Annotated in this window: 17 protein-coding genes; 9 read left to right on the top strand and 8 right to left on the bottom strand. The window is 71.3% G+C overall.

The features are described 5' to 3' along the window. Positions 1-21 precede the first annotated feature (21 nt). The 5 genes from Amac_RS22860 to Amac_RS22880 form a co-directional block, all read right to left on the bottom strand. On the bottom strand, positions 22-786 hold the full coding sequence (locus tag Amac_RS22860; RefSeq protein WP_155356429.1) for an enoyl-CoA hydratase family protein: 765 nt from the start codon (positions 784-786) through the stop codon (positions 22-24). 3 nt (positions 787-789) lie between these two features. After that, a complete protein-coding gene (locus Amac_RS22865; protein ID WP_155356430.1) occupies positions 790-2,697 on the bottom strand; it encodes an acetyl/propionyl/methylcrotonyl-CoA carboxylase subunit alpha in 1,908 nt (635 codons plus the stop codon). Positions 2,698-2,702: 5 nt separating this feature from the next. Next, positions 2,703-4,298: an acyl-CoA carboxylase subunit beta gene (locus Amac_RS22870; protein WP_155356431.1), complete on the bottom strand. Its 1,596-nt coding sequence runs from the start codon at positions 4,296-4,298 to the stop codon at positions 2,703-2,705. Positions 4,299-4,335: 37 nt separating this feature from the next. After that, a complete protein-coding gene (locus tag Amac_RS57385) occupies positions 4,336-5,790 on the bottom strand; it encodes a serine/threonine-protein kinase (protein ID WP_281356322.1) in 1,455 nt (484 codons plus the stop codon). Positions 5,791-5,866: 76 nt separating this feature from the next. Next, positions 5,867-7,219: an FAD-binding oxidoreductase gene (locus Amac_RS22880; RefSeq protein WP_246268591.1), complete on the bottom strand. Its 1,353-nt coding sequence runs from the start codon at positions 7,217-7,219 to the stop codon at positions 5,867-5,869. 124 nt (positions 7,220-7,343) lie between these two features. On the opposite strand from Amac_RS22880, the gene Amac_RS22885 reads away from it, so the two are divergent. The 7 genes from Amac_RS22885 (at position 7,344) to Amac_RS22915 (ending at position 14,792) form a co-directional block, all read left to right on the top strand. After that, a complete protein-coding gene (locus tag Amac_RS22885) occupies positions 7,344-7,577 on the top strand; it encodes a hypothetical protein (protein ID WP_155343747.1) in 234 nt (77 codons plus the stop codon). Further along, on the top strand, positions 7,567-9,312 hold the full coding sequence (frdA, locus tag Amac_RS22890) for a fumarate reductase (quinol) flavoprotein subunit (protein ID WP_155356432.1): 1,746 nt from the start codon (positions 7,567-7,569) through the stop codon (positions 9,310-9,312). Before Amac_RS22885 ends, frdA begins: the two co-directional genes overlap by 11 nt. Then, positions 9,309-10,019 (top strand): succinate dehydrogenase iron-sulfur subunit, encoded by a 711-nt coding sequence (sdhB, locus tag Amac_RS22895; RefSeq protein ID WP_155356433.1) that lies wholly within the window; start codon positions 9,309-9,311, stop codon positions 10,017-10,019. Before frdA ends, sdhB begins: the two co-directional genes overlap by 4 nt. Beyond that, a complete protein-coding gene (locus Amac_RS22900) occupies positions 10,016-10,384 on the top strand; it encodes a succinate dehydrogenase/fumarate reductase transmembrane subunit (RefSeq protein ID WP_155356434.1) in 369 nt (122 codons plus the stop codon). The genes sdhB and Amac_RS22900 overlap by 4 nt, the downstream gene beginning before the upstream one ends. Beyond that, positions 10,381-10,722: a fumarate reductase subunit FrdD gene (gene frdD, locus Amac_RS22905; protein ID WP_218041231.1), complete on the top strand. Its 342-nt coding sequence runs from the start codon at positions 10,381-10,383 to the stop codon at positions 10,720-10,722. The genes Amac_RS22900 and frdD overlap by 4 nt, the downstream gene beginning before the upstream one ends. Positions 10,723-10,952: 230 nt before the next feature. Continuing rightward, positions 10,953-13,781, top strand: coding sequence for an immune inhibitor A domain-containing protein (locus tag Amac_RS22910; RefSeq protein ID WP_246268592.1), 2,829 nt, complete (start codon positions 10,953-10,955; stop codon positions 13,779-13,781). Positions 13,782-13,862: 81 nt separating this feature from the next. After that, a complete protein-coding gene (locus Amac_RS22915; RefSeq protein WP_155356437.1) occupies positions 13,863-14,792 on the top strand; it encodes a diacylglycerol/lipid kinase family protein in 930 nt (309 codons plus the stop codon). On the opposite strand, the gene Amac_RS22920 is transcribed toward Amac_RS22915, so the two are convergent. Together Amac_RS22920 and Amac_RS22925 are read right to left on the bottom strand one after the other, a co-directional pair. Then, positions 14,715-14,999 (bottom strand): hypothetical protein, encoded by a 285-nt coding sequence (locus Amac_RS22920; RefSeq protein WP_155356438.1) that lies wholly within the window; start codon positions 14,997-14,999, stop codon positions 14,715-14,717. The two genes, Amac_RS22915 and Amac_RS22920, sit on opposite strands and share 78 nt — an antisense overlap. Next, complete coding sequence (locus Amac_RS22925) at positions 14,999-17,941, bottom strand: DEAD/DEAH box helicase (RefSeq protein ID WP_246268593.1); 2,943 nt, start codon at positions 17,939-17,941, stop codon at positions 14,999-15,001. Before Amac_RS22925 ends, Amac_RS22920 begins: the two co-directional genes overlap by 1 nt. Before the next feature lie 127 nt (positions 17,942-18,068). Between Amac_RS22925 and Amac_RS22930 the strand changes: the two genes are divergently transcribed. Beyond that, entirely contained in the window at positions 18,069-19,826 is a 1,758-nt protein-coding gene (locus Amac_RS22930) for a protein kinase family protein (protein WP_155356439.1), read from the top strand. On the opposite strand, the gene Amac_RS22935 is transcribed toward Amac_RS22930, so the two are convergent. Next, positions 19,823-20,773 (bottom strand): M56 family metallopeptidase, encoded by a 951-nt coding sequence (locus Amac_RS22935; RefSeq protein ID WP_155356440.1) that lies wholly within the window; start codon positions 20,771-20,773, stop codon positions 19,823-19,825. The genes Amac_RS22930 and Amac_RS22935 overlap by 4 nt on opposite strands. Positions 20,774-20,977: 204 nt before the next feature. On the opposite strand from Amac_RS22935, the gene Amac_RS22940 reads away from it, so the two are divergent. Then, positions 20,978-22,477 carry a CehA/McbA family metallohydrolase domain-containing protein gene (locus tag Amac_RS22940; protein ID WP_155356441.1) on the top strand — a complete coding sequence of 500 codons (1,500 nt, stop codon included), beginning with the start codon at positions 20,978-20,980 and terminating at the stop codon, positions 22,475-22,477. The last annotated feature ends 55 nt before the right edge of the window (positions 22,478-22,532 follow it).

Raw genomic sequence — 22,532 nt, forward strand, 5'->3', positions numbered from 1 at the left:
TGGCGATGCGCAGTGGCGCGCTCACTGAACGGCCCAGGACGGGGGCCGTTTCGTCAGGAACGCGCTCATGCCCTCGCGGGCTTCGGCCGAGGAGAACAGCTGGGCGGATCGGGCGGCCATCTCCGCGCCGCGCTCGGCGAGGGCGTGCCTGACCTGCTCGGTGACCAGGCGCTTGGATTCGGCCAGCCCCTGCGGCGAGCCCGCGCGCAGGCCCGCCAGGACGGTCTCGACGGCCGCGTCCAGCTCGTCGGCGGGTACGGCCTTTGTGAGCAGGCCGATCCGCTCCGCCTCCGGCGCGCCGAACGTCTCGCCGGTGAGGAAATAACGTCCGGCGGCGCGGGCGTCCAGGCGGGGCAGCAGGGTGAGGGAGATCATCGCCGGGCTCAGGCCGAGCCGCGCCTCGGTGAACGCGTAGTCGCCCCGGTCGTCGGCGATCACGATGTCGCACGCCCCGAGCAGGCCGAGCCCGCCCGCCCGCGCCTTCCCCGTCACCTTGGCGAGCACAGGCTTGGGCAACTCGACGATCAGCGTCAGCAGATCGATCAGACGCCGGCTGCCCGCGTCCATGCCCTCGGCGGCGGCCTCGCCCAGATCCGCGCCCGCGCAGAACACCGTGCCGGTGTGGGTCAGCAGCACCGCGCGCACGTCCTCGTCGGCGGTGGCGGCCTCCAGGTGGCCGGACAGCTCCTCGATCAGCTGCCGGGACAGGGCGTTGCGGTTGCGCGGTGAGTCGAGCGTGACCGTCGCGATGCCCCGGCTCGTCTCCAGGTGAACCACACTTTCCATGCGCTACTCGCCCTTCTGGATGACCGCGAGCACGGTCCCGCCCTCGACATGATCGCCGGGGGCGACGTTCAGTTCCGCCACGACGCCCTCCGCCGGGGCGAGGATTCGATGTTCCATCTTCATGGCCTCCAGCACCACGACCGGCTGGCCCTGGGTCACGGGGTCGCCCGCTTTGACCTCGACGCGGAGGACCGTGCCCGGCATGGGGGCGGGCAACGATCCGGGCGCGGCCTTCTCGGCGGGTTCGGGGAGGCGGTCGACGGGCGTGAGCCGTACCGGGCCGAGGGGGGAGTCGACGAACGTCGCGCCGGGGTAGGCGGCGATGTCGAACCTGCGGCGGACGCCGGCGGCGTCCAGGACGACGTGGGTGTCGTCGGCGCTGATCAGGCTGACGCCGGGGAGGGAGTGCAGACCGTCCCGGGTGAGGCGGTAGGTGATGGTCTGCTCGGTGAATTCGGTGCGCTGGGGTTTGGCGGGCACGTTGCGCCAGCCGCTCGGGAGGCCGCCCAGGACCTTGGCGGTGGCGCGGTTCGCGGCGGCCTGGGCCAGCGCCGCCGCCAGCGCGGAGACCCGGACCGCCTCGTGGCCGGCGAGCGGGGCGGTGAGGTCGTGGCGGTCCAGGAAGCCGGTGTCGATCGCGCCCGCCCGGAACTCGGGGTGGCGGAGCACGTTGACCAGCAGGTCGCGGTTGGTGGCGGGGCCGTGGATCCGGGCCCTGGCCAGGGCGGTGGCGAGGCGGCGGGCCGCAGCCTCGCGGGTGGGGGCGTAGCTGATGAGCTTGGCCAGCATCGGGTCGTAGTGGGTGCCGATCGCGGAGCCGTCGACCACGCCGGAGTCCAGGCGCAGGCCGCTGACGGTGAACTCGGACTCGACGCCGGGGATCTCGAAGCGGTGCAGCGGGCCGTTGCCGGGACGCCAGTCGTGGGCGGGATCCTCGGCGTACAGGCGGACCTCGATGGCGTGGCCGACCGGGCTCGGCGGCAGCCCGGGAAGGGTGGCCCCTTCGGCGATCTCGATCTGCAGGCGGACCAGGTCCACGCCGTACACGGATTCGGTGACCGGGTGCTCGACCTGGAGACGCGTATTGGTCTCCAGGAAGTAAAACCCTTCGTCGGCCAGCAGGAACTCCACCGTGCCCGCCCCGCGATAGCCGATCGCCCGGGCGGCGTTCACCGCCGCCTCGGCCAGCTCCTTGCGCAACTCCGGGGTGACGGCGGGGGAGGGCGCCTCCTCGACGACCTTCTGGTGCCTGCGCTGGATCGAGCACTCACGCTCGCCGAGCGCCCAGATCGTGCCGTGCGCGTCGGCCAGGATCTGCACCTCGACGTGCCGCGCGCCCACCAGCAACCGTTCGACGAACACGTCGCCGTCCCCGAACGCGGCCTCCGCCTCCCGCCGGGCCGATTCGAGCGCCTCGGGCAACTCCGCCGGATCGTGCACGATCCGCATGCCACGCCCGCCACCCCCGGCCGACGCCTTGACGATGAAGGGACCGGCGTCCCCTTCGGACAGGCTGGGCAGCACGGGCACGCCCGCCTCGGCCATCAGCGCCTTGGCCTCGATCTTCGAGCCCATCGCCGCGATCGCCTCCGGCGGCGGACCGATCCAGGTCAGCCCCGCCTCCAGCACCGCCCGCGCGAACGCGGCGTTCTCCGACAGGAACCCATACCCCGGATGTACGGCATCCGCCCCCGAAACCCGCGCCGCCTCCACCACCAGCCCGATGTCCAGGTACGCCTTCGGCGACCCGTCGCCCAGCAACACCGCGTGGTCGGCCTCGGCCACGTGCGGCGCGCCGGCGTCCGCATGGGTGAACACCGCGACGGTCTCGATGCCCAGGTCCCGGCAGGTACGGAACACCCGCCGCGCGATCTCGCCCCGATTGGCGACCAGAAGTCTCTGCACGGTCATGCGGCTCACATCCGGAAGACGCCGAACCCGGCGGGCTCGGGCTCGGCGGCGTTGTTGATCGCGGACAGGCACAGGCCCACCACGGTGCGGGTGTCGCGCGGGTCGATCACCCCGTCGTCGTAGAGGCGGCCGGACAGGAAGAACGCCAGCGACTCCGCCTCGATCTGGGCCTCCACCATGGCCCGCATCGCGGTGTCGCCCTCCTCGTCGTAGACCTGGCCGCGCGCCTCGGCCGCCGCCCTGCCGACGATGGAGAGCACGCCCGCCAGCTGGACCGGGCCCATCACGGCCGCCTTGGCGCTCGGCCACGCGAACAGGAACCGGGGATCGAACGCCCGGCCGCACATGCCGTAGTTGCCCGCGCCATAGGAGGCCCCCATCACGATCGTGATGTGCGGGACCGTCGAGTTGGCCACCGCGTTGATCATCATCGAGCCGTGCTTGATGATCCCGGCACGTTCGTAGTCCCTGCCCACCATGTAACCCGTGGTGTTCTGCAGGAACAGCAGCGGAGTCCGGGACTGGTTGGCCAGCTGGATGAACTGGGCCGCCTTCTGCGACTCCGCGCCGAACAGCACGCCCTGCGCGTTGGCGAGCACTCCGATGGGGTAGCCGTGCAGTCTGGCCCAGCCGGTGACCAGGCTCGCGCCGTACAGCGGCTTGAACTCGTCGAAGTCGCTTCCGTCCACGATCCGGGCGATCACCTCGCGCGGGTCGAACGGGACGCGCAGATCCTCGGGGACGACGCCGAGCAGCTCGTCCTCGTCATAGCGGGGATCCTCCGCCGGTTCGGGCCGGCGGCCGAGCTTGCGCCAGTCGAGGCGGCGGACGATCTGGCGGCCGATACGCAGGGCGTCGTGCTCGTCGGCGGCCAGGTGGTCGGCCAGGCCGGAGTCGCGGGCGTGCATCTCGGCGCCGCCGAGCGACTCGTCGTCGGCCTCCTCGCCGGTGGCCATCTTGACCAGCGGCGGGCCGCCGAGGAACACCTTGGCGCGTTCCTTCACCATGACGACGTGATCGCTCATGCCGGGAACGTACGCGCCCCCGGCCGTCGAATTGCCGAAGACCAGCGCGATGGTGGGAATCCCCGCCGCCGACAACCGGGTCAGATCCCGAAATATCCGGCCGCCCGGGATGAAGATCTCCTTCTGCGTCGGCAGGTCGGCGCCGCCGGATTCGACCAGGTTGATGAGCGGGAGCCGGTTCCGCAGGGCGATGTCCGCCGCGCGGAGCGTCTTGCGCAGCGTCCACGGGTTGGACGCGCCGCCGCGCACGGTCGGGTCATTGGCGACGATCACGCATTCGACGCCCTCGACCACGCCGATCCCGGTCACCACGCTCGCCCCGACCGGGAAATCGCTGCCCCACGCGGCCAGCGGCGACAGTTCCAGGAACGGAGAATCCTGGTCGATCAGCAGCTCGATCCGCTCCCGGGCCAGCAGCTTGCCCCGGGCGCGATGCCGGTCCACATACTTCTCGCCGCCGCCCCCGACCGCCTTCTCCTGCTCGGCCGTGAGCTCGGCGAGCTTGGCCAGCATGGCGGCCCGGCGCGCCTCGTACTCGGCGGCGGACGTGTCCAGCCGGCTGGTGATCACACTCATGAACCCTCCCCTCGTGCGATCTATATTGTGACCGGCCTCAGGAGCCGCAGTGCGACCAGGCGCTCTTCCAGGTGGCCTGGCCGTAGCCGCCGCCCCAGATGACACATTTGCCCGCGGCGGGCAGCTTGATCGGGCCCGTGTGCGTGCTGTGCCTGCGCCAGTCGCTCGCGTTCTGGCCGCCCTGGACCCGCAGCGAGACCCCCATCCTGACCTTGCCAGGCATCACGTTGGTCGACAGGGTGACCACGCACGCGCGGCCGGTCGATTCGTTGACCAGCAGGTACGTGGTGCCCTTGCCGTTCCAGCCATGGGAGTCGACGATCTTGAAGGCCCAGCCGCAGAGCCCGCGCGGGTTCCGTGGATTCGGCGTGGGCGGCACGGTGGGTTTCACGGTGGGCGTCACGCTGGGCGAAGGGCTTGGGGACGGCGTGGGCGAGGGCGACGGGCTGGGGGTCTTCACCGGGAGCGCTTGCTTCACCGGGACCACCGTGCTGCGGGTGGGGGCGGGCTGCTGCCGTACCGACCGGGTGGCGGACGGGCGGCGAGGGCTGGGGGACGGCGGGGGAGCGGCCGAGGGGAGCGCGGCGGCGGGGGTCGGCGAAGGTCCGGCGGGTTCGGAGGGGCGCAGCGTGATCACCGCCGCGGCGGTCACGGCGAGCGCCGCCGCGGTGACGGCCGCCGCCAGGAGCACCGGCTTGCGCCGCCGCCCGGGCGCGGACGGGGTCAGGTCGATGGCGGGACCGCCGGTGAGATGCGCCACGATCGCCTCGGCCGTGGGCCGCAGCGCCGGATCCTTGGCCAGGCAGACCCGCATCAGGTCGCGCAGCGGCCCGGACAGCTCCCCCAGATCAGGCGGGCTCGTGAGGATCCGGTGCATCACCTGCGGGATCGAATCGGCCCCGAACGCGGGCTTGCCCGTCGCCGCGTAGACGATCGTCACCGCCCACGCGAACACGTCCGAGGAGCCCGTGGCCACCCCGGTGCTCATCAACTCCGGCGCGAGATACGACGGCGTCCCCATCGTCGTCCCGGTTCCCGTGGTCTGCGGCGAGTCCAGGGCCTTGGCCACCCCGAAGTCGATCACGACCGGGCCTTCCGGGCCCATCAGCACGTTGGCCGGTTTGAAGTCCCGGTGCGTGATCCCCGCCCGGTGGATGGCGGCCAGCGCGGTGGCCGTGCTGATCGCCAGCCGATCCAGCGCCGCGCCCCGGCGCGGGCCCTCCTCCTCGACCAGGTCGCGCAGGGATTTGCCGGGCACGAACTCGCTCACGATGTACGGCTGGTTCCCGGCCAGGTCGGCGTACAGGACGGGCGCGGTGCAGAACCGGGCCACCCGCTGGGCCAGCGCCACCTCGTGCAGGAAGCGCGAGCGGGCGTCGGCGTCGGCGGTCAGCCGGGTGTGCAGCAGCTTGATCGCCACCTGCTCGCCAGACGGCCCCTCCCCGAGGAAGACGACCCCCTGCCCGCCCTCGCCCAGCCGCCTGACGATCACGAACGGCCCCAGCCGACTCGGATCGCCTTCCACCACACCCCCCGAAATTTCGTGACTAGTGTGGCAGAACGGTACCTCAGATGGCTTTGCCCGGGTTCATGATGTTCAGCGGGTCGAAGACGGCCTTGATCTCCCGCTGCAGGTCGGTCACCACCGGCCCGGCCTCCAGCGCCAGCCAGCGCCGTTTCAGCAGGCCGACCCCGTGCTCCCCGGTCAGCGTCCCGCCCAGCCGCAGCGCGGCCCGGAACACCTCGTCGGCCGCGGCCCACACCTGCGGCGGCGGCTCGGCGAAGCCCCGGTCGAAGACGAACACCGGATGCACGTTGCCGTCTCCGGCGTGCGCCACCGTGCAGATCAGCACGTCGTGCCGGGCCCCGGCGGCCTCCACCGCCGAGATCATCTCCGGCAGCGCGGACCGGGGCACGCACACGTCCTCCACCAGGCACGCGCCCAGCCGCTCCTTCGCCTCGTACGCCAGCCGCCGCACCGCGACCAGCTCCTCGGCCTCCTGGGGGGTGCTCGACACGGCCGCGAAGGTCGCGCCGTTCTCCTCGCAGAGCTCGCCCATCCTGGCGATGGCCGTGGCCGAGTCGGCGGCGTCGGACTGGCCGATCAGCATCGCCTGGGTGGCCGCCTCCAGGCCGATGTGCTTCCAGTCGTCGATGGCCTTCAGGGTGGCCCGGTCGAGCAGCTCCAGCATGGACGGCTGGCACCCGGCCGCGATGATCGCCGCCACCGCCGCGGCCGCGTCCCGGAACGAGGTGAACTCGGCCGCGATCGTGGCGGGCGGCTCGGCGGGCGCGCGGCGCAGCCGCAGGGTGGCCTCGGTGATCACGCCCAGGGTGCCCTCGGAGCCGACGAACAGGCCGGTCAGGTCGTAGCCGGTGACGCCCTTCATGGTGCGGCGGCCGGTGTTCAGGACGCGCCCGTCGGCCAGCACGACCTCCAGGCCGAGGGTGGAGTCGCGGGTGACGCCGTATTTCACGCAGCGCAGGCCGCCCGCGTTGGTGGCCAGGTTGCCGCCGATGGTGGAAATTTCATAGGAGGAGGGGTCAGGGGCGTACATCAAGCCGTGGGCGCGGGCGGCCCGGTCCAGGTCGGCGGTGATCACTCCGGGCTGGGCGACCGCGATCTCGTCGGCCGGGGAGAGCTCGGTGATGGCGGTCATCCGGTGCAGCGACAGGATCAGGCAGCCCTCGATGGCGGTGGCCGCGCCCGCGAGGCCGGTCCCGGCGCCGCGGGGCACCACCGGCACCCGGTGCGCGCTCGCCCACTTCAGCGTGGTCGCGACCTCGTCGCGGGTGCGGGCGAGCACCGCTCCCGCGGCCTGGCCAGGGCCGAGGAACGTGCGGTCGCGGGCATAGGAGTCGATCACGTCCGGATCGGTGACGACGCGGCCTTCCGGGAGTGCGGCGATGAGATCTTTCACAGTTTCGACCCTATGGCCGGATTCCGAGTGAGTGCGAACACCCCGAAAGGATGTTCTGGCCTTTCCGAAGGGCCATAGCGGTGCTTGTGTGGAAGGCACCCTTGATCTCGGAAGGAGGGCGAAGATGACCGGAACGCGCACGACCTTCCATGACTTACTCGCGCCCTGCGGACGGAAGGGTGGTGGTGAGCACTTCGTCGAAGAGGACGGCGACGGGCTGCTGATCCGGGACGACTACTTCGACTGCGGCTGCCGCAGGATGCGCCACGAGTACCACGACGGCAGCATCCACGTGCACGCCACCCGCCACGACGGCCGCAGGGTCAGCGACGAGTTCGGCCCGGACCATGGCTGCTGAGGAAGTAGACGTCCTTATCGTGGGCGGCGGCGGCGCCGGTCTGCGCGCGGCCATCGCGGTCGCCGAGGCCGAGCCGGACGCCACGGTGGCCATCCTGTCCAAGGTCTACCCGATGCGCAGCCACACCGTGAGCGCCGAAGGCGGCGCCGCCGCCGTGATCGGCCTGGCCGACAGCCTCGACGAGCACGCGTACGACACCATCTCCGGCGGCGACTGGCTCTGCGACCAGGACGCCGTCGAGGCCTTCGTCCGGGAGGCCCCGCGCGAGCTGATCCGGCTCGAACACTGGGGCTGCCCGTGGAGCAGGGAACCGGACGGCCGGGTCGCGGTCCGCCCGTTCGGCGGGATGAAGCAGCTGCGCACCTGGTACGCGGCCGACAAGACCGGCTTCCACCTGCTGCACACCCTCTTCCAGACCACCCTCAAGCACACCGAGATCAAACGGTTCGACGAGTGGTACGCCACCCGCCTGGTCACCGACGGCGAGCGTGTGCACGGCGTCACCGCGATCGACATCAGGACCGGCCGGATCGACACCATCGCCGCCCGCGCCGTCATCCTGGCCACCGGCGGCTGCGGCCAGGTCTTCCCCTTCACCACCAACGCCGCCATCAAGACCGGCGACGGCATGGCCCTCGCCTACCGGGCCGGAGCCCCGCTCAAGGACATGGAGTTCATCCAGTATCACCCCACCGGGCTGCCGTTCACCGGCATCCTCATCACCGAGGCGGCCCGGGCCGAAGGCGGCTGGCTGATCAACAAGGACGGCTACCGCTACCTGCAGGACTACGACCTCGGCGTGCCCACCGACACGCCGAAGCTGCGCAGCATGGAGCTCGGCCCTCGGGACCGGCTGTCGCAGGCGTTCGTGCACGAGATGCAGCGTGGGCGCACCGTGGAGACCCCGTATGGGCAGGTCACCTACCTCGATCTGCGCCATCTCGGCGAAGCCAAGATCAACGCGCGGATCCCGTTCGTGCGGGAGCTGTGCCTGAGTTACGAGAAGCTCGACCCGGTCACCGATCTGATCCCGGTGCGGCCGGTGGTGCACTACATGATGGGCGGGGTGCACACGGGCGTGGACGGGGAGACGCCGCTGCAGGGCCTGTACGCGGCGGGGGAGACCGCGTGCGTCAGCATCAACGGCGCCAACCGGCTGGGGTCCAACTCGCTGCCCGAGTGCCTGGTGTTCGGGGCGCGGGCCGGGGCGGCGGCGGCGCGGTACGCCGTACAGGCCGCAAAACCGGACCAGCAGGCGGTCCGGACGCAGGGCGCGGACGAGCGGCGGCGGCTGGAACAAGAGCGGGACGGGCGGGACGGCGGCCGGGAGCGGATCTCCGAGGTGCGCGCGCTGATGCGGCGCACGCTGGAGGAGTCGGCTGGCATCTACCGCGACAGGGACTCCCTGGAGAAAGCCGCCGGAACCCTAGCCGACCTGCGGGAACGGGCCGCCGTGGCGCGGCTGGAGGACCGCAGCGCCGCCTTCAACACCGAACTGCTGGCCGGACTCGAACTCGGCTCCATGCTGGACGTGGCCGAGACCATCGTGGCCTCCGCGCTCAACCGCGAGGAATCGCGCGGCGCCCACCAGCGCACCGACTTCCCGGCCCGCGACGACGCGGCCTTCCTCGCGCACACCCTGGCCCATCGCGGCCCCGACGGGACGCCGAGGCTCAGCCTGCTGCCCGTCACGATCACACGCTGGCCCCCGGGCGAGAGGGTCTACGGACGATGATCCTGAGAGTGAACCGCTACCGGCCGGGCGTGGACGACGCGCCGGTGTTCCAGGACTACGAGGTGCCGGACCGCGAGGACTGGGCGATCCTGGACGCCCTCACCCACATCAAGGACACGGTCGACGGCACGCTGTCGTTCCGCTGGTCCTGCCGGATGGGGATCTGCGGGTCCTGCGGCATGAACGTCAACGGAGAGCCCAAGCTGACCTGCGGCACGTTCCTGACCGACTACTCCGGGCCGGTCACGGTGGAGCCGCTGCGCGGGTTCCCGGTGATCAGGGACCTGGTGGTGGACATCGACCCGTTCCTGGCCAACCTGTCGAAGGTCAGCCCGTGGCTGGTCCGGGAGGGGGAGGAGCCCGAGACGGAGTTCGCGCAGACGCCGGAGCAGCTGGAGGCGTACAAGCAGTATTCGATGTGCATCAACTGCATGCTCTGCTACTCCGCCTGCCCGGTCTACGTGCTCGACCCGGACTTCCTCGGGCCCGCCGCGATCGCGCTGGCGCAGCGCTACAACCTGGACTCGCGGGACATGGGGGACCGGTTCGACGTGCTCTCCACCGAGGAGGGCGTGTGGGGGTGCACGTTCGTCGGCGAGTGCACCTCCGCCTGCCCGAAGCACGTGGATCCGGCCGAGGCCATCCAGCGCTACAAGCTGACCGCGGCGATGCGCAGCGTGCTGCCCTTCACCAGGAGGCGGCCGTGAGCTACTCGCCGCCGCGTGACCGGCTCTGGTTCCTGCGCCGCCGCGCCTACCTGGTGTTCGTGCTCCGCGAGCTGACCAGCGTCTTCGTGGCCTGGTCGATCGTCTATCTGATCCTGCTCCTGGACGCGGCCGTGGGCGGCACGCTGCCGGAGTTCTGGGCCTGGGCGGGCGCCCCCTGGGTGGTCGCGGTGAACGTGCTCGCGTTCGCCGCCACCGCCTTCCACGCGGTCACCTTCCTCAACCTCGCGCCGAAGGCCACGGTGATCCGGCTGGACGGGTGGCGGGTGCCCAACTTCATGATCTCGGGCGGGAACTTCTCGGCCTGGCTGGTGGTCTCCGCGCTCATCCTGTGGGTGCTGTCGTGAGCCCGCTGCGCCGGCGGGCGGAGCCGTACCTCTGGCTGCTGTTCGGGGGCGGCGGCGTGGTGTCGGCGATGACGCTGCCCGCCCTGGTGCTGATCCTGGGCGTGCTGGTCCCGCTCGGGATCCTGTCAAGGCCGGATCTGACTGCTCTGCTGTCAAATGTGCTGGTACGGCTGGCGCTGGTGGGGCTGGTTCTCCTCGCCCTCTTCCACGCCGCGCACCGGATCCGGTTCACCGCCGAGGAACTGCTCGGGATCGCCCGCTGGGACCGCCTCATCGCGCTGACCTGCTACGGCCTCGCCCTGGCCGGAACCGCCATTACCGTGTTGATCTTGTTCTGACTCCCCGTGTGACAAATACAGATCGATTACGGTTTCGCAACATCACCAGTTGACTTTACCAATGCATTACTCGTTCATCTAACGTCCGGCATGCGACGTGTGTGGCCTTATGTCACATGCGTCGTAATGCGGCGAAGGCAGGCTTCGTCCTGCCTGCGTCGCGTGGGCGCGCGACATCCCTAGCGCGTCTCGGATGTCGCCCGGTAACCCCGGGCAGGGAGGGACATACCTTGTCAGGCAGAACATCCTCAGGACGGGCCCGGCGTCTGGCCGCCATCGTGCCCGCCCTCGGTCTCGCGGCAGCGGGACTCGTGGCCGTTCCCGGGGCCACGGGCACCATCGCGGCGGCCGACACGACCGTGGCCAACTACATCCCGTCAGCCAGCGACCACTACATCAACTACGCGCCCCCGATGGTCCAGGGAGACGTTTCCTCCCGGGACGAGGAGCGCATCACCGCCGGCTCCCAGAGCCGGGCCGGACGGTCCGCGCAGGAGACCACCGCGCAGACCATCGACCGCAAGTACGCGGGCGGCAACCCCGTCGCCGCCCGCAGGCTCGCCGAGAACGAGCGGCGCGCCGTCAGGACCGGCAAGAACCCGTTCGAGTTCATCTTCAAGAAGGCCGGCACCAAGCAGACCGCGAAGCTGCTGACGCTGCTGGTGGAGTTCAACGAGAACGCCAACGACGACTTCTCCGGCTTCAGCCGCCAGGAGTCCACCGCGACCCCGAACACCTGCGTGGTGGAGCCGGCCGGCACCAAGACCAACGGCCCGCTGCACAACAAGATCCCGAACCCGGCGACCCTCCCTGGGCCCGGCAAGGACAACAACTCCATGTGGGTGGCGGACTTCAGCACCGACCACTTCAACAAGATGCTCTACACCGACAAGGGGATCACCACCCGGGTCCGTCCGGACCTGAAGGACCCCCGCGACGGCAAGAGCGGCATCGACATCTCCGGCTTCACCATGAAGAAGATGTACGAGGAGATGTCCAAGGGCGCCTACACCGTCACCGGCGCGGCCGTGGGCTGGCTGAAGGTCCCCCACTCCGAGGGCTGGTACGGCGCCGCCGAGTGCAACCCGGCCGGCGGCAACGCCCCGCAGAACATGAACGGCCACCCCGACAACCCCGCAGGACCGGCACAGCTCGGCATCGACGCGGTCAACGTGCTGGCCGCCCAGCAGCCGAACTTCCCGTGGGCCGACTACGACGTCGAGGACGTCAGCGACGCCGACGGCGACGGCAACCTCCTGGAGCCGGACGGCGTCATCGACCACCTGGTGCTGGTGCACGCCGGTGAGGACAAGTCCGGCGGCGGCGGCGCGGAGAACACCTACGCCATCTGGGCGCACTCCGCCACCATCCCCGGCGGCTACACCATCCCCGGCACCGGCAAGCGCATCTCCAACTACATCGTGCAGCCCGAGGACTCCGGCGTCGGCGTCTTCGCCCACGAGTACGGCCACGACCTCGGCCTGCCCGACCTGTACGACTCCACCGGCGGAGGCGACTCCAGCGTCGAGTTCTGGGACCTCATGTCGACCGGCTCGCACTCCGGGCCGATCTTCCAGTCGATGCCCGCCCACATGGGCGCCTGGGACAAGTGGGTGCTCGGCTGGGTGAACCCGAAGGCCCTCAACCCCGGTGACGGCACCAAGCTCGTCACCGTCGGCCAGGCCTCGCGCACGCCCAAGCTGACCGAGGACGGCGTCCGCATCAACCTGCCGAACAAGTCGGTCACCATGACGACCCCGCACAGCGGCGCCAACGCCTGGTGGACCGGCAACGACCAGAACTGGGCCGACGTGCGGCTCACCCGCACGGTCGACGTCCCGGCCGGCTCCGACGTGAAGTTCTGGATGTGGAACGACTACGTCATCGAGGCGGACTGGGACTTCGGCTTCGTCGAGGTCTCCACCGACGGCGGCGCCACCTGGACCGAGCAGAAGATCTTCACCGAGGGCGGCGCGCTCGTCTCCACCGACGACGGCTACGCCGACCCCAACAACCGCATGCAGGACTTCGGCGGCAAGAAGTACGGCCTGACCGACCACACCGAGGGCTGGCGGCACGACTACATCGACCTCGCCCCGTTCGCGGGCCAGACCGTCCAGGTCCGGCTGCGGTTGGCGACGGACGAGGCGTTCGTGGAGCGCGGCTGGTTCGCCGACGACTTCTCGCTCACCAACGGCGGGACCACCGTCTGGAGCGACGACGTCGAGGGCGGCGCCAACGGCTGGACCCCCGCCGTCACCACCTTCACCGACACCCGGGGCGCCGGCTGGACGCGGCACTCCGGCACCGTCATCACGGAGCTGTTCTACCTGGCCGAGTGGCGGAACTACGACGGGTTCGACCAGGGCCTGGCGTACACCTACGACACCACCTACCAGCGGAACAACGTCTGGAAGGTGGAGAAGGTCAAGTACAACGCGCCAGGCCTGCTGGTCTGGCTGCGGGACGCGTCCTTCGCCGCCAACAGCGTCGCGGCCAACCTGCTGTCGCTGCCGTCGCTCGGCTCCAAGGGCGAGATGCTGCTGGTGGACTCGCACTTCGACCCGCTGCGCCGGTCCGGTGTCGCGGCCACGAAGGACCCCAGCGTCCTGAAGAACATCCCGATGCGCCCGCAGGCCTCCAACGCGGCCTTCGGCTTCAACAAGACCTACCCGTTCAAGGAGTGCCTGGAGGCCGCGGGCGAGCCGTTCAGCGAGTACTGCACCTCGTTCCCGGCGCAGAACCCGGTCAAGGCGTTCACCGACGCCAAGACCTGGTACCCGGGCATCGAGGACCGCGGCGCCCAGGGCCTGTTCGCCCGTAACCGCGACGCCTCGGCGGTCGTGCCCTCCCGGGACGACCAGCAGTACAGCGTCCGCGTGGTCAACCCGGACGGCTCCCCGGCCACCGGGCTCTACGGCGAGGACTTCCTCGGCTTCACCCTCGGCACCGGCAACCCCGGCGACGAGGGCAAGCAGCTGGGCGCGCAGATCAAGCTGATCAGCCCGCTCCCGCTCAACCTTGGCGTTATCCTCCAAGTGAGCGCTGCGAAGAAGTGAGCCAGTCTTGTGCGGGCAAGCCTCGTTGAGGTTAGCGTTCTCCCCACGCAAGTGGGGGTGAACCCCCATTAGCATGTGATCATGCGGAGCAAGGCAGACCATACGGCGGCCGTCCGGGAACACCGGAGGGCCGCCGTAGTGGTCAACACCAAATCCCGGCGCGGGCGCAGGCACTACGACGAGGTGCTGCGCCTGATCCGGGCCGCCGGTTTCGCCCCGCTCGGGGTCTTCCCGGTGGACGAGCCGAAGCGGCTCCGGGCCACCCTGGACGAGGCCCTCGCGCTCGGCCCCGACCTGCTCATCGTGGGCGGCGGCGACGGCACGCTGAGCACCGCCGTCAAGCAGCTGGCCCACCGGGACGTGGCCCTGGGCGTGCTGCCGCTGGGCACCACCAACAACTTCGCCCGCAGCCTCGGCCTGCCGCTGACCCGCACCGGCGCGGTCCGGATCTTCACCGCGGGCAAGGTCGCCGACGTGGACCTGGGCCTGTGCGGCGACCGCCCGTTCGCCAACCTGGCCAGCTTCGGCGTCTCGGTGGAGGTGGCGGGCACGGTGAAGCCGTGGCTGAAGCGGGCGCTCGGCCGGGCCGCCTACCCGCTCACCGCGCTGACCATCCTGCCGGGCCACCACCCGTTCCGCGCGTTCATCACCGTGGACGGCGTCCGGCACGAGCTGCTCACCCACCAGCTCAACATCGCCAACGGCCGGTTCCACGGCGGCTGGCAGATCGCCAGGGACATCAGCATCGACAACCGGCGTCTGGTCGCCTACCAGCTGGGTTCCGGCAAACGTCTGCGGCTGCTGGTGGAGACCATGAACCGGGCCACCACCGGCAAGTGGCGCAGCCTGGCCGGCGGCCCCTTCGTGATCGGCCGGGAGATGCTGATCGAGACCGACCCGCCGATGGCCGCCGACATCGACGGCGAGGTACGGCTACGCACCCCCCTGACCCTCACCACGATCCCGAACGGCGTCCGGGTGATGGTCGCCCAGGACTTCGTCGACACCTGACGGCAGCCGCCGGTAGGCCGGGCGGAGCAGGTCCAGCAGCGGGATGTGCCTGATCTTGATCGGCGGCGGCTCCAGCGCGCGCAGCAGCAGGTCCGCGGGCGTGGCCACGCTCGGGTGCTCCTTCAGCCGGGCCAGCGAGACCGAGGGCCCGTAGAAGTCGTCGAGCCGCTCCTCGAACGGCACGTCCTCGACGTCCAGGGGATCCATCAGCGCACCGCCTCCGGGCTGAGCCGGAACAGCTCGCGCAGCTGGTCGGCGGACAGGTCGGCCAGCCAGTCCTCGCCCCCGCCGACCACGCTGTCGGCCAGGGCCAGCTTGCGTTCGATCATCTCGTCCACCCGCTCCTCCAGCGTGCCCACACAGATGAACTTCCTGACCTGCACGTTCCTGGTCTGCCCGATCCGGAACGCGCGGTCGGTGGCCTGGTTCTCGACCGCCGGGTTCCACCAGCGGTCCACGTGGATGACATGGTTGGCGGCGGTCAGGTTCAGCCCGACGCCGGCCGCTTTCAGCGACAGCAGGAAGATCATCGGCTCGTCGTCGCCCTGGAACCGCTCCACCAGCTCGTCCCGCCGGCGTTTGCTCAGCCCGCCGTGCAGCCAGAGCACCGGCCGGTCCAGCCGGGCCTCCAGGTACGGCTGGAGCATGGTGCCGAACTCCGCGTACTGGGTGAACACCAGCGCCTTGTCGCCCTCTTCGATGATCTCCTCGGCCAGCTCCTCCAGCCGGGCCAGCTTGCCGGAGCGCCCGTCCAGCCGGGAGCCGTCCTTCAGCAGGTGCGCCGGATGGTTGCAGACCTGCTTGAGCCGGGTCATCGTGGCCAGCACGTTGCCGCGCCGCTCGATGCCGTCGCTGTTCTCGATCCGGCCCATCATTTCGGCCACCACCGCCTGGTAGAGCCGGGCCTGCTCGGGGGTGAGCGTGCACCAGACCTTCATCTCCTGCTTGTCCGGCAGGTCGGAGATGATCGTCTTGTCGGTCTTGAGGCGGCGCAGCACGAACGGCCCGGTCGCCCGGCGCAGCGCCCGCATCGCGTTCTCGTCCCGGCGGAGCTCGATCGGCTCCTGGTAGCGGGTCCGGAACGCCCGGGCGGGGCCGAGCAGTCCTGGATTGCAGAACTCCATGATCGACCAGAGCTCGGCCAGGTGGTTCTCGACCGGGGTGCCGGTGAGCGCGAGCTTGGTCCTGGCCCGGATCTGGCGGACCGCCTGGGCCTGCCGGGCCGCGCTGTTCTTGATCGCCTGGGCCTCGTCGCAGACCACCCGCTCCCAGCCCTGCCGGGCCAGCGCGGGCAGGTCGCGGAGGGCGGTGCCGTAGGTGGTGATCACCAGGTCGGCGGCTCCGATCGTGGCGGCGAGCTCCTCGTCGCGGCGGCGGGCGCCGCCGTGGTGGATGTAGAGGCGCAGGCTGGGCGCGAACCTGGCGGCCTCCTTCTGCCAGTTGTTGATGAGCGACATCGGGCAGACCAGCAGGGTCGCGGCGGGCTGGGCGTCCTCGCGTTCGGCCAGCAGCAGCGCGAGCGTGGTGATCGTCTTGCCCAGGCCCATGTCGTCGGCGAGGATGCCGCCCAGGCCGAGCCCCGACAGGAAGCCGAGCCAGGCCAGGCCGCGCTCCTGGTAGGGCCGGAGCGCGCCGTCGAGGGTCGCGGGGGTGGGCACGGGGCGCAGGCGGCGTTCGGTCTCGCCGGAGAGCAGGTCGCCGAGCAGGCCGTCGGCGTCCACCTCGACCAGCGGCAGTTCGTCGGCGCCGCCGAGCACGACCTCCCTGATCACGTCGCCCACGGTCAGCTCGGTGACGCGCCGCTCCTCGACCGCGCGCAGGGCGGCCTTCAGCTGGCGGTCGTCGAGTTCTACCCATTCGCCGCGTACGCGGACCAGTGGCACCTTGAGCCGGGCCAGCTCGGCCAGCTCCGCCTCGTCGATCACCTGGTCGCCGACGGCCAGGTCCATCCGGAAGTCGACCACTTCGCGGAGCCCCAGGTTGGGCGGCCCTGGCCGGGACCGGGTGGTCATCTTCAGGCCCAGGCGGGTCCGGCCCGCCCAGGAGGGCAGCCGCACGCCGTATCCCGCGGCTTCCAGCAGCGGCGCGGCGTGGCGGAGGAACGCGAACGCGCCCCGGGTGTCCATGCTCAGCCGCGCCGGGTGGGGGACGCGCAGCGCCCAGTCGAGGTCGGGGTAGAGCCTGACCGCCCGGCGCAGCCCGCCGGCCAGCGTCTTCTGCGGCTCCGGCGTCGCGGCGAACTCGGCGCCCGCCCACACGTCCTCCGCCGCGATCCGCACGTCCGGGTCCTCGGCCGACCGCAGCCCGAACTCCACCCGCCACTTGTCGTCGGCGCCCGGCTCGACCAGCCGGAAGTCCACCCGGACCGGGCCGCCGAGACCGCGCGCGGCCTCGAACCACGCCGCCAGCGCGGTCCTGAGCCCCGCCGCCTCGGCCTCGTCCACCTCGTCCAGCCGCGGCTCCGGGTCGGTCAGCGCCAGCAGCCAGCGATCCGCCAGCGCGCTCTTGCGCCCCGGCCGGTACGCGCCGATGAGCTTGTCCGGAAACGCCCGCCGCGCGACCTGATCCACCAGCTCCGTCAGCGCCCCCAGCAACACCTCACTGGACCGCCCCTCCTCCTGTACGGCCCTGCACACCGGCGGCATCGCCACCGCCAGCTCCCGGAACCGCGCGGCATCCACGCCCGTCAGCACCGGCCGCCACCGCGCCTCGTCCTCGGTGAGCCACGGCAGGATCCGCCCCCTCCGGACGAGATCACGCGCGAAATCCCCAACAATCCCGAAATATCGCACCGAAGGCCCAGGAATCGCGTCGAGCTCGCCGGGGGCGTACGGCATGATCGGCACCCGCCACCGCGCGACCCGGGGATTCCGGACGGTGACGTCGACCCCGAGCTCGGGCGAGGGCGCGGGGCCGCGCCCCGAACTCGGCAGCAGCAGCACGGCGGACCGCACGGGCACGGCGGGTTCCGCGGCCTTGTACGCCGTGACCTTGGGCGGCGCGAGTTTGGGCACCGCGGACGCGGGCAGCGCAAACGGATGGTCGCGGACGTCGGCGCGGGAGTGGGTGGTCAGCGGTAGCGTGCTGTCCTCGGCCCACAACGCCAGACGGCTCTCCGCCCAGATCGCGTGCAGCACCCTCGTCACCACGCCGTTCAAGCTAGCAGCGCCGGTGGAGTGCCAAGGAACCTGCTCCCCGTCCTCGCTCGTTTCCCGTTAGCAGTTTGTAGTCAGATCAACATGGCGGGTATGCCGGCCATTGAAAGGATCAGTGCCTGTGATCCGGTTCTCCCTGGTGCCGATGTCGTTGCGACGGCGCTACACGATCGAGGCGCTTCTCGCCCAGGACGAGGAGAGCGACCTCTATCTCGCCCGGCCCAGAAACGGCGAACCCACCCCCATCGCCCTGCGCGTCTACCAGCCGGGCCGCTGGCTGGACGAAGGGCTGCTCGACCGCCTGGTCGGCCAACCGGTGGCCGGTCTCGTCGCGTACGGCCGGGCGGGTTCCGGTGACGGCGACCTGCCCTGGCTGGTCCAGACCCACCTGGGCACCGATTCGCTGCGCGGCTTGATCACCGGCGAGCCGTGGAACGAGGAGCGGACCAAGGAAGCCGTCGCGGCCGTCGCCGCCCTGGTCGCGGAGTGGCGGGCCGCCACCGGCCAGGAGCTGGGCAACTTCCGCCCCGACGACCTGATCGTCACCGGCCTGGAGCCGCTCACCCTGCGCCTCGGCCTGATCCCCCGCCCCGACCGGTACGGCTGGTCGCAGCCCCCGCCCCCGGAGAGCGCCGCCGGTGAGCAGGACGCCTGGTGGGCGCTGGGCGTGCTCGTGCACGAGCTGCTGACCGGGCGGCCACCCCGGTTCGAGCCGGGTGACCCCGCCGTCGAACTGGGCGACACCGGCCTCGGCCGCTGGCAGCACCTGCTCGCGGGCCTGCTCACCGTCGACCCGAACGCCCGCTGGACCGGCCGCGAGGTCGCCGTCTGGCTGGCGGGTGGCACCCCCGCCGTCACCCCCGACCGGGTGCCACGACCGATCGCCTTCGAAGGCCGCGAGCACCGGACCCTGATCTCGCTGGTCACCCACATGACCGCGCACCCCGCCGACACCGAACGCTGGTGGCTGAACGGCGGCGACGTCCTGCTCACCAACTGGCTCGACCTGGACCTCGCCGACGAGACGCTGGACCGCACGCTCCTGGACACCACACCCCCGCTCGTCCTGACCGGCCTCGCCGCCACCTACCTCCCCGGGCACCGCCCCCGATACCGCGGCTTCGCCGTGGACGCCGCCGGGCTGACCGAACTCGCCGCGGGCGAGTCCACCGGGCACCTGGTGCTCGCCGAGGCGGTCTCCTCCGGCGCGCTCGCCCACGCCGCCCGGCACCGCTGCGAGCACCGCGCGTGCTACTCCGGCGGCTTCGACGGCTGCCACGAGATCACCCGCGTGCTGACCGACGTGCCCATCATCCTGGGCCAGGCCCGCGACGTCCTCGACCAGATGCGCGAGCGCACCGGCGAGATCGCCGCCCGCGAGTGGAACCGCGGCGTCGCCGTCGCCGTCCAGACCACCCTCGACCCCGCCAGCGTCCGCCGCCACCGGCGCAGGCTCCGCGTGGAAGGGCTCACCTCCCTCGGCAAGGGCGGCCCCGCCTGGGTCGGCTGGTGGCGGGAACAGCGCAGATACGCGCTGGACGGCCGCGTCGACGAACTCGGCACCCGGGTCGCCCTGATGGTGGTCGTCCTGCTCACCGCCGGAGCCGACGTGCTCGGCAAACAACTGGCCGAGGAGAACAAGCAGGAGATGCTCCGCCGCCGCGACGAGGCCACCGACCAGGGCCGCGCGCTGCTGGCGCGCGGGCAGGAGGGCGCGCTGACCCTCTTCGGCGAGCTGCGCAGGCGGCTGCCCATCCTGCTCCGGCGGCTCGCCCTGCTGCTCATGGACGGCGGCGAGCGAGCCCGCGCGGGCGCCAAGGTCCTGCGGGCCCGGGCGCGGCACCGGTACGCCCGCTACCAGCACAGCCGCCGTGGCTAGGGGATTCCACACCACACCGGGGCCAGCAGAATCGCGATCGGCCCGCTGAGGAGCAGACCGCCGACCAGGTACGCGGCCGGGGAAACCCAGCGCGACCGTGACCGGACGCCGGTGAGCAGGCGTTCGACCCGCTCGGCCGCCGCAGGACCCGCCAGCGCCATCGTCCCGGGTGCCGATTCGGGGCGGGCGCTCATGTGGACGATGGCCTGGGCCAGCTCGAGGCTGCCGTGCGCGCGTCTCGCCTGGTCGTCCGCGAGTAGTTCCAGCAGTACGGGGACTGCGTCCCGGGCGTGCCTGGCCGCGGGCAGCCAGGGGAAGGCGTGGGCCAGCGCGATGAACGGGAGCAGGAGCAGGTCGTGCCGCCCGTGGAGGTGGGCGCGCTCGTGCGCCAGCACCGCCTGAAGCTGGCCGTGGTCCAGCACGTCCAAGGTCCCCCGGCTGAGCACGATCCGCGGCTCCGAGCCGGGGACGCAGTAGGCGACGGGCTCCCGGCTCGGCAGCACGTACGCGTCATGCTCGCTCGAATGGTCGGCGACCAGGTCCACGAGCAGCCGCTGGCGGCGCTGGTCTGCGGCGGTCTTCAGGAGCGTGCCGACCGTGTTCGCCAGGAGCCAGCAGACCAGGCCCACCGAGCACAGCAGCGCCGCGATGTGCGTGGGACCCAGGCCGGCGACCCCTCGACCGGCGAGGAGCTGCCGGCCCAAGGCGTGCATGCCGTGCGGGAAAGCGGCGGCCAGCGGCGCGGCGGCCACCGCCAGTCCCGCCCCTACGGCGCCGAGCCCGCTCGCGAGACCGGCGGCCTGCCACAGGGCGAGCGCGGCCCGCGGGTGCTGGCGCGTCCACCCCGCCCTGGCCAGCACGGGTGCGATCCGGCCGCCGAGCAGGAGGGGGAGCAGGCAGACCCCGGCGGCGATCAGCCAGGGCATCATCGCGAGTCCCGATCGCACCGTGCACCCCTTCCGTCCGTCGTCCAGATCGTACGCGTGCCGCGCCACCGCGAGCCATGACCTGCGATCACACGATTTTCTACGAGAAGTAGAAGTTAGTTCCCGGTTTTCGGTTGTCCCGATCCTTGTTCATGCCGCGTTCAGCGCGCCCTTCAAGACTCGCCGGTTGGCACCCCCCATGGCACGTACGCGAAAGGCGTCACCATGAAAGACAAGAACACCGAAGGATCCGAGGGCTCGGCGATCTCGCGGCGCCAGCTGGTCAGGTACGCGGGCGTCGGCGCGACGCTGGTCGCCGCGAGCCCGCTGGTCGCCACCGGCCCGGCGCTGGCACACGACCACGACGACAACGACGGCAAGCGTGGTGACTCCCGCAACCGGGTGTGGCGCGCCGGCGACCACCACATCCACTCCGAGTACAGCGGCGAATTCGACACCTCCGTCAACCCGCCGAAGTTCGCAAAGGGCGCCGACGCCGTCTACCCGATCGTCACCAACGCGATCATGGCCAAGCACTTCGGCCTGACCTGGGCGATGTGCACCGACCACGGCGGTCCGACGCACTCGAAGGTGAACCTGGAGCAGGCCTACCCCGACCTGCTGCGCTCCCGCATCCTGGTGCCCGACGTGCTCCAGTTCTGGGGCATGGAGTTCGACACCCCGGCGCAGGACCACCACACGCTGATGATCCCGCACCACAGCGGCGAGGCGCAGCAGCTGTTCGAGCTGGAGAGCCGCTTCGCCAAGAACGACCCGTTCCCCGCCGATCCGGGCCGCAACACCGAGGCCAAGATGATCGAGTTCCTGACCGCCGCCAAGGGCATGGGACACAAGCCGCTGGTGATCGCCCACCACGCCGCACGGTCCGCGACCGGCCTGGGCGTCTACGGGCAGGACACGCCCCGCGAGTTCCGCAACGGCAACAACCTCGCCCCGGAGATCTACGTCGGCTTCGAGGGCGCCCCCGGCCACCAGGCGGGCCCGCTCAACGGCGGCGCCCGCGGCGGGTACGGCAACCACCCCACCTACGGCGGCTACGACCAGATGACCGCTCGCGTGGGCGGCCTGTGGGACTCGCTGCTCGGCGAGGGCCGGCGCTGGTGGATCACCGCGACCTCCGACTCGCACGTGCACTGGACCCGCGGCGGCTCCGACTTCTGGCCGGGCGAGTACAGCAAGACCTACGTGCTGGCCAGGCAGGACTACGGCGACATCATGGACGGCCTGCGCAACGGCCGGATCTGGGTCACCACCGGCGACCTGATCACCAGCCTCGACCTCACCGCCAGCAGCCAGGGCCGGGACGCCGAGATGGGCGAGACCCTCACCGTCAGCCGGCGCAACCGCTCCGACGTCGACATCGAGATCAGGTTCCGCCCCCTGCAGGGCAAGAACGCCAACGGCGACCGGCCCCAGGTCCGCCGCGTCGACCTGATCGTCGGCCAGGTCACCGGCGTCAACGCCAACCTCGACGCCGACACCAACCCCACCACCAAGGTCGAGGCCCGCTTCGGCCCTCGCGACTGGCGCAAGTCCGGCCAGGACTACGTCATCCGGCACACGCTGCGGAACGTGGAGACCGACCTGTACGCCCGGGTCCGCGGCACCAGCACCGACGAGGCCGAGCCCACCGCCGACGGCCTGGAGAGCCCCTGGGAGGACCTGTGGTTCTACTCCAACCCGGTCTTCGTCCAGGTCCGCTAGCCCGCCGCTAGCCCCACGAGCAGGGCGGCCTCTCCAGTGGCCCGGAGAGGCCGCT

Source organism: Acrocarpospora macrocephala (assembly GCF_009687865.1).
In the GTDB taxonomy this organism is placed as follows: domain Bacteria; phylum Actinomycetota; class Actinomycetes; order Streptosporangiales; family Streptosporangiaceae; genus Acrocarpospora; species Acrocarpospora macrocephala.

What these genes read in the sequence shown, in the direction of transcription:
- Amac_RS22885 (WP_155343747.1), top strand. Translation starts at nt 7,344, where the DNA reads ATGACCGGAACGCGCACGACCTTCCATGACTTACTCGCGCCCTGCGGA.
- Amac_RS22865 (WP_155356430.1), bottom strand. Translation starts at nt 2,697, where the DNA reads ATGACCGTGCAGAGACTTCTGGTCGCCAATCGGGGCGAGATCGCGCGG.
- Amac_RS22940 (WP_155356441.1), top strand. Translation starts at nt 20,978, where the DNA reads ATGAAAGACAAGAACACCGAAGGATCCGAGGGCTCGGCGATCTCGCGG.
- Amac_RS22920 (WP_155356438.1), bottom strand. Translation starts at nt 14,999, where the DNA reads ATGGATCCCCTGGACGTCGAGGACGTGCCGTTCGAGGAGCGGCTCGAC.
- Amac_RS22915 (WP_155356437.1), top strand. Translation starts at nt 13,863, where the DNA reads ATGCGGAGCAAGGCAGACCATACGGCGGCCGTCCGGGAACACCGGAGG.
- frdA (WP_155356432.1), top strand. Translation starts at nt 7,567, where the DNA reads ATGGCTGCTGAGGAAGTAGACGTCCTTATCGTGGGCGGCGGCGGCGCC.
- Amac_RS22860 (WP_155356429.1), bottom strand. Translation starts at nt 786, where the DNA reads ATGGAAAGTGTGGTTCACCTGGAGACGAGCCGGGGCATCGCGACGGTC.
- Amac_RS22870 (WP_155356431.1), bottom strand. Translation starts at nt 4,298, where the DNA reads ATGAGTGTGATCACCAGCCGGCTGGACACGTCCGCCGCCGAGTACGAG.
- sdhB (WP_155356433.1), top strand. Translation starts at nt 9,309, where the DNA reads ATGATCCTGAGAGTGAACCGCTACCGGCCGGGCGTGGACGACGCGCCG.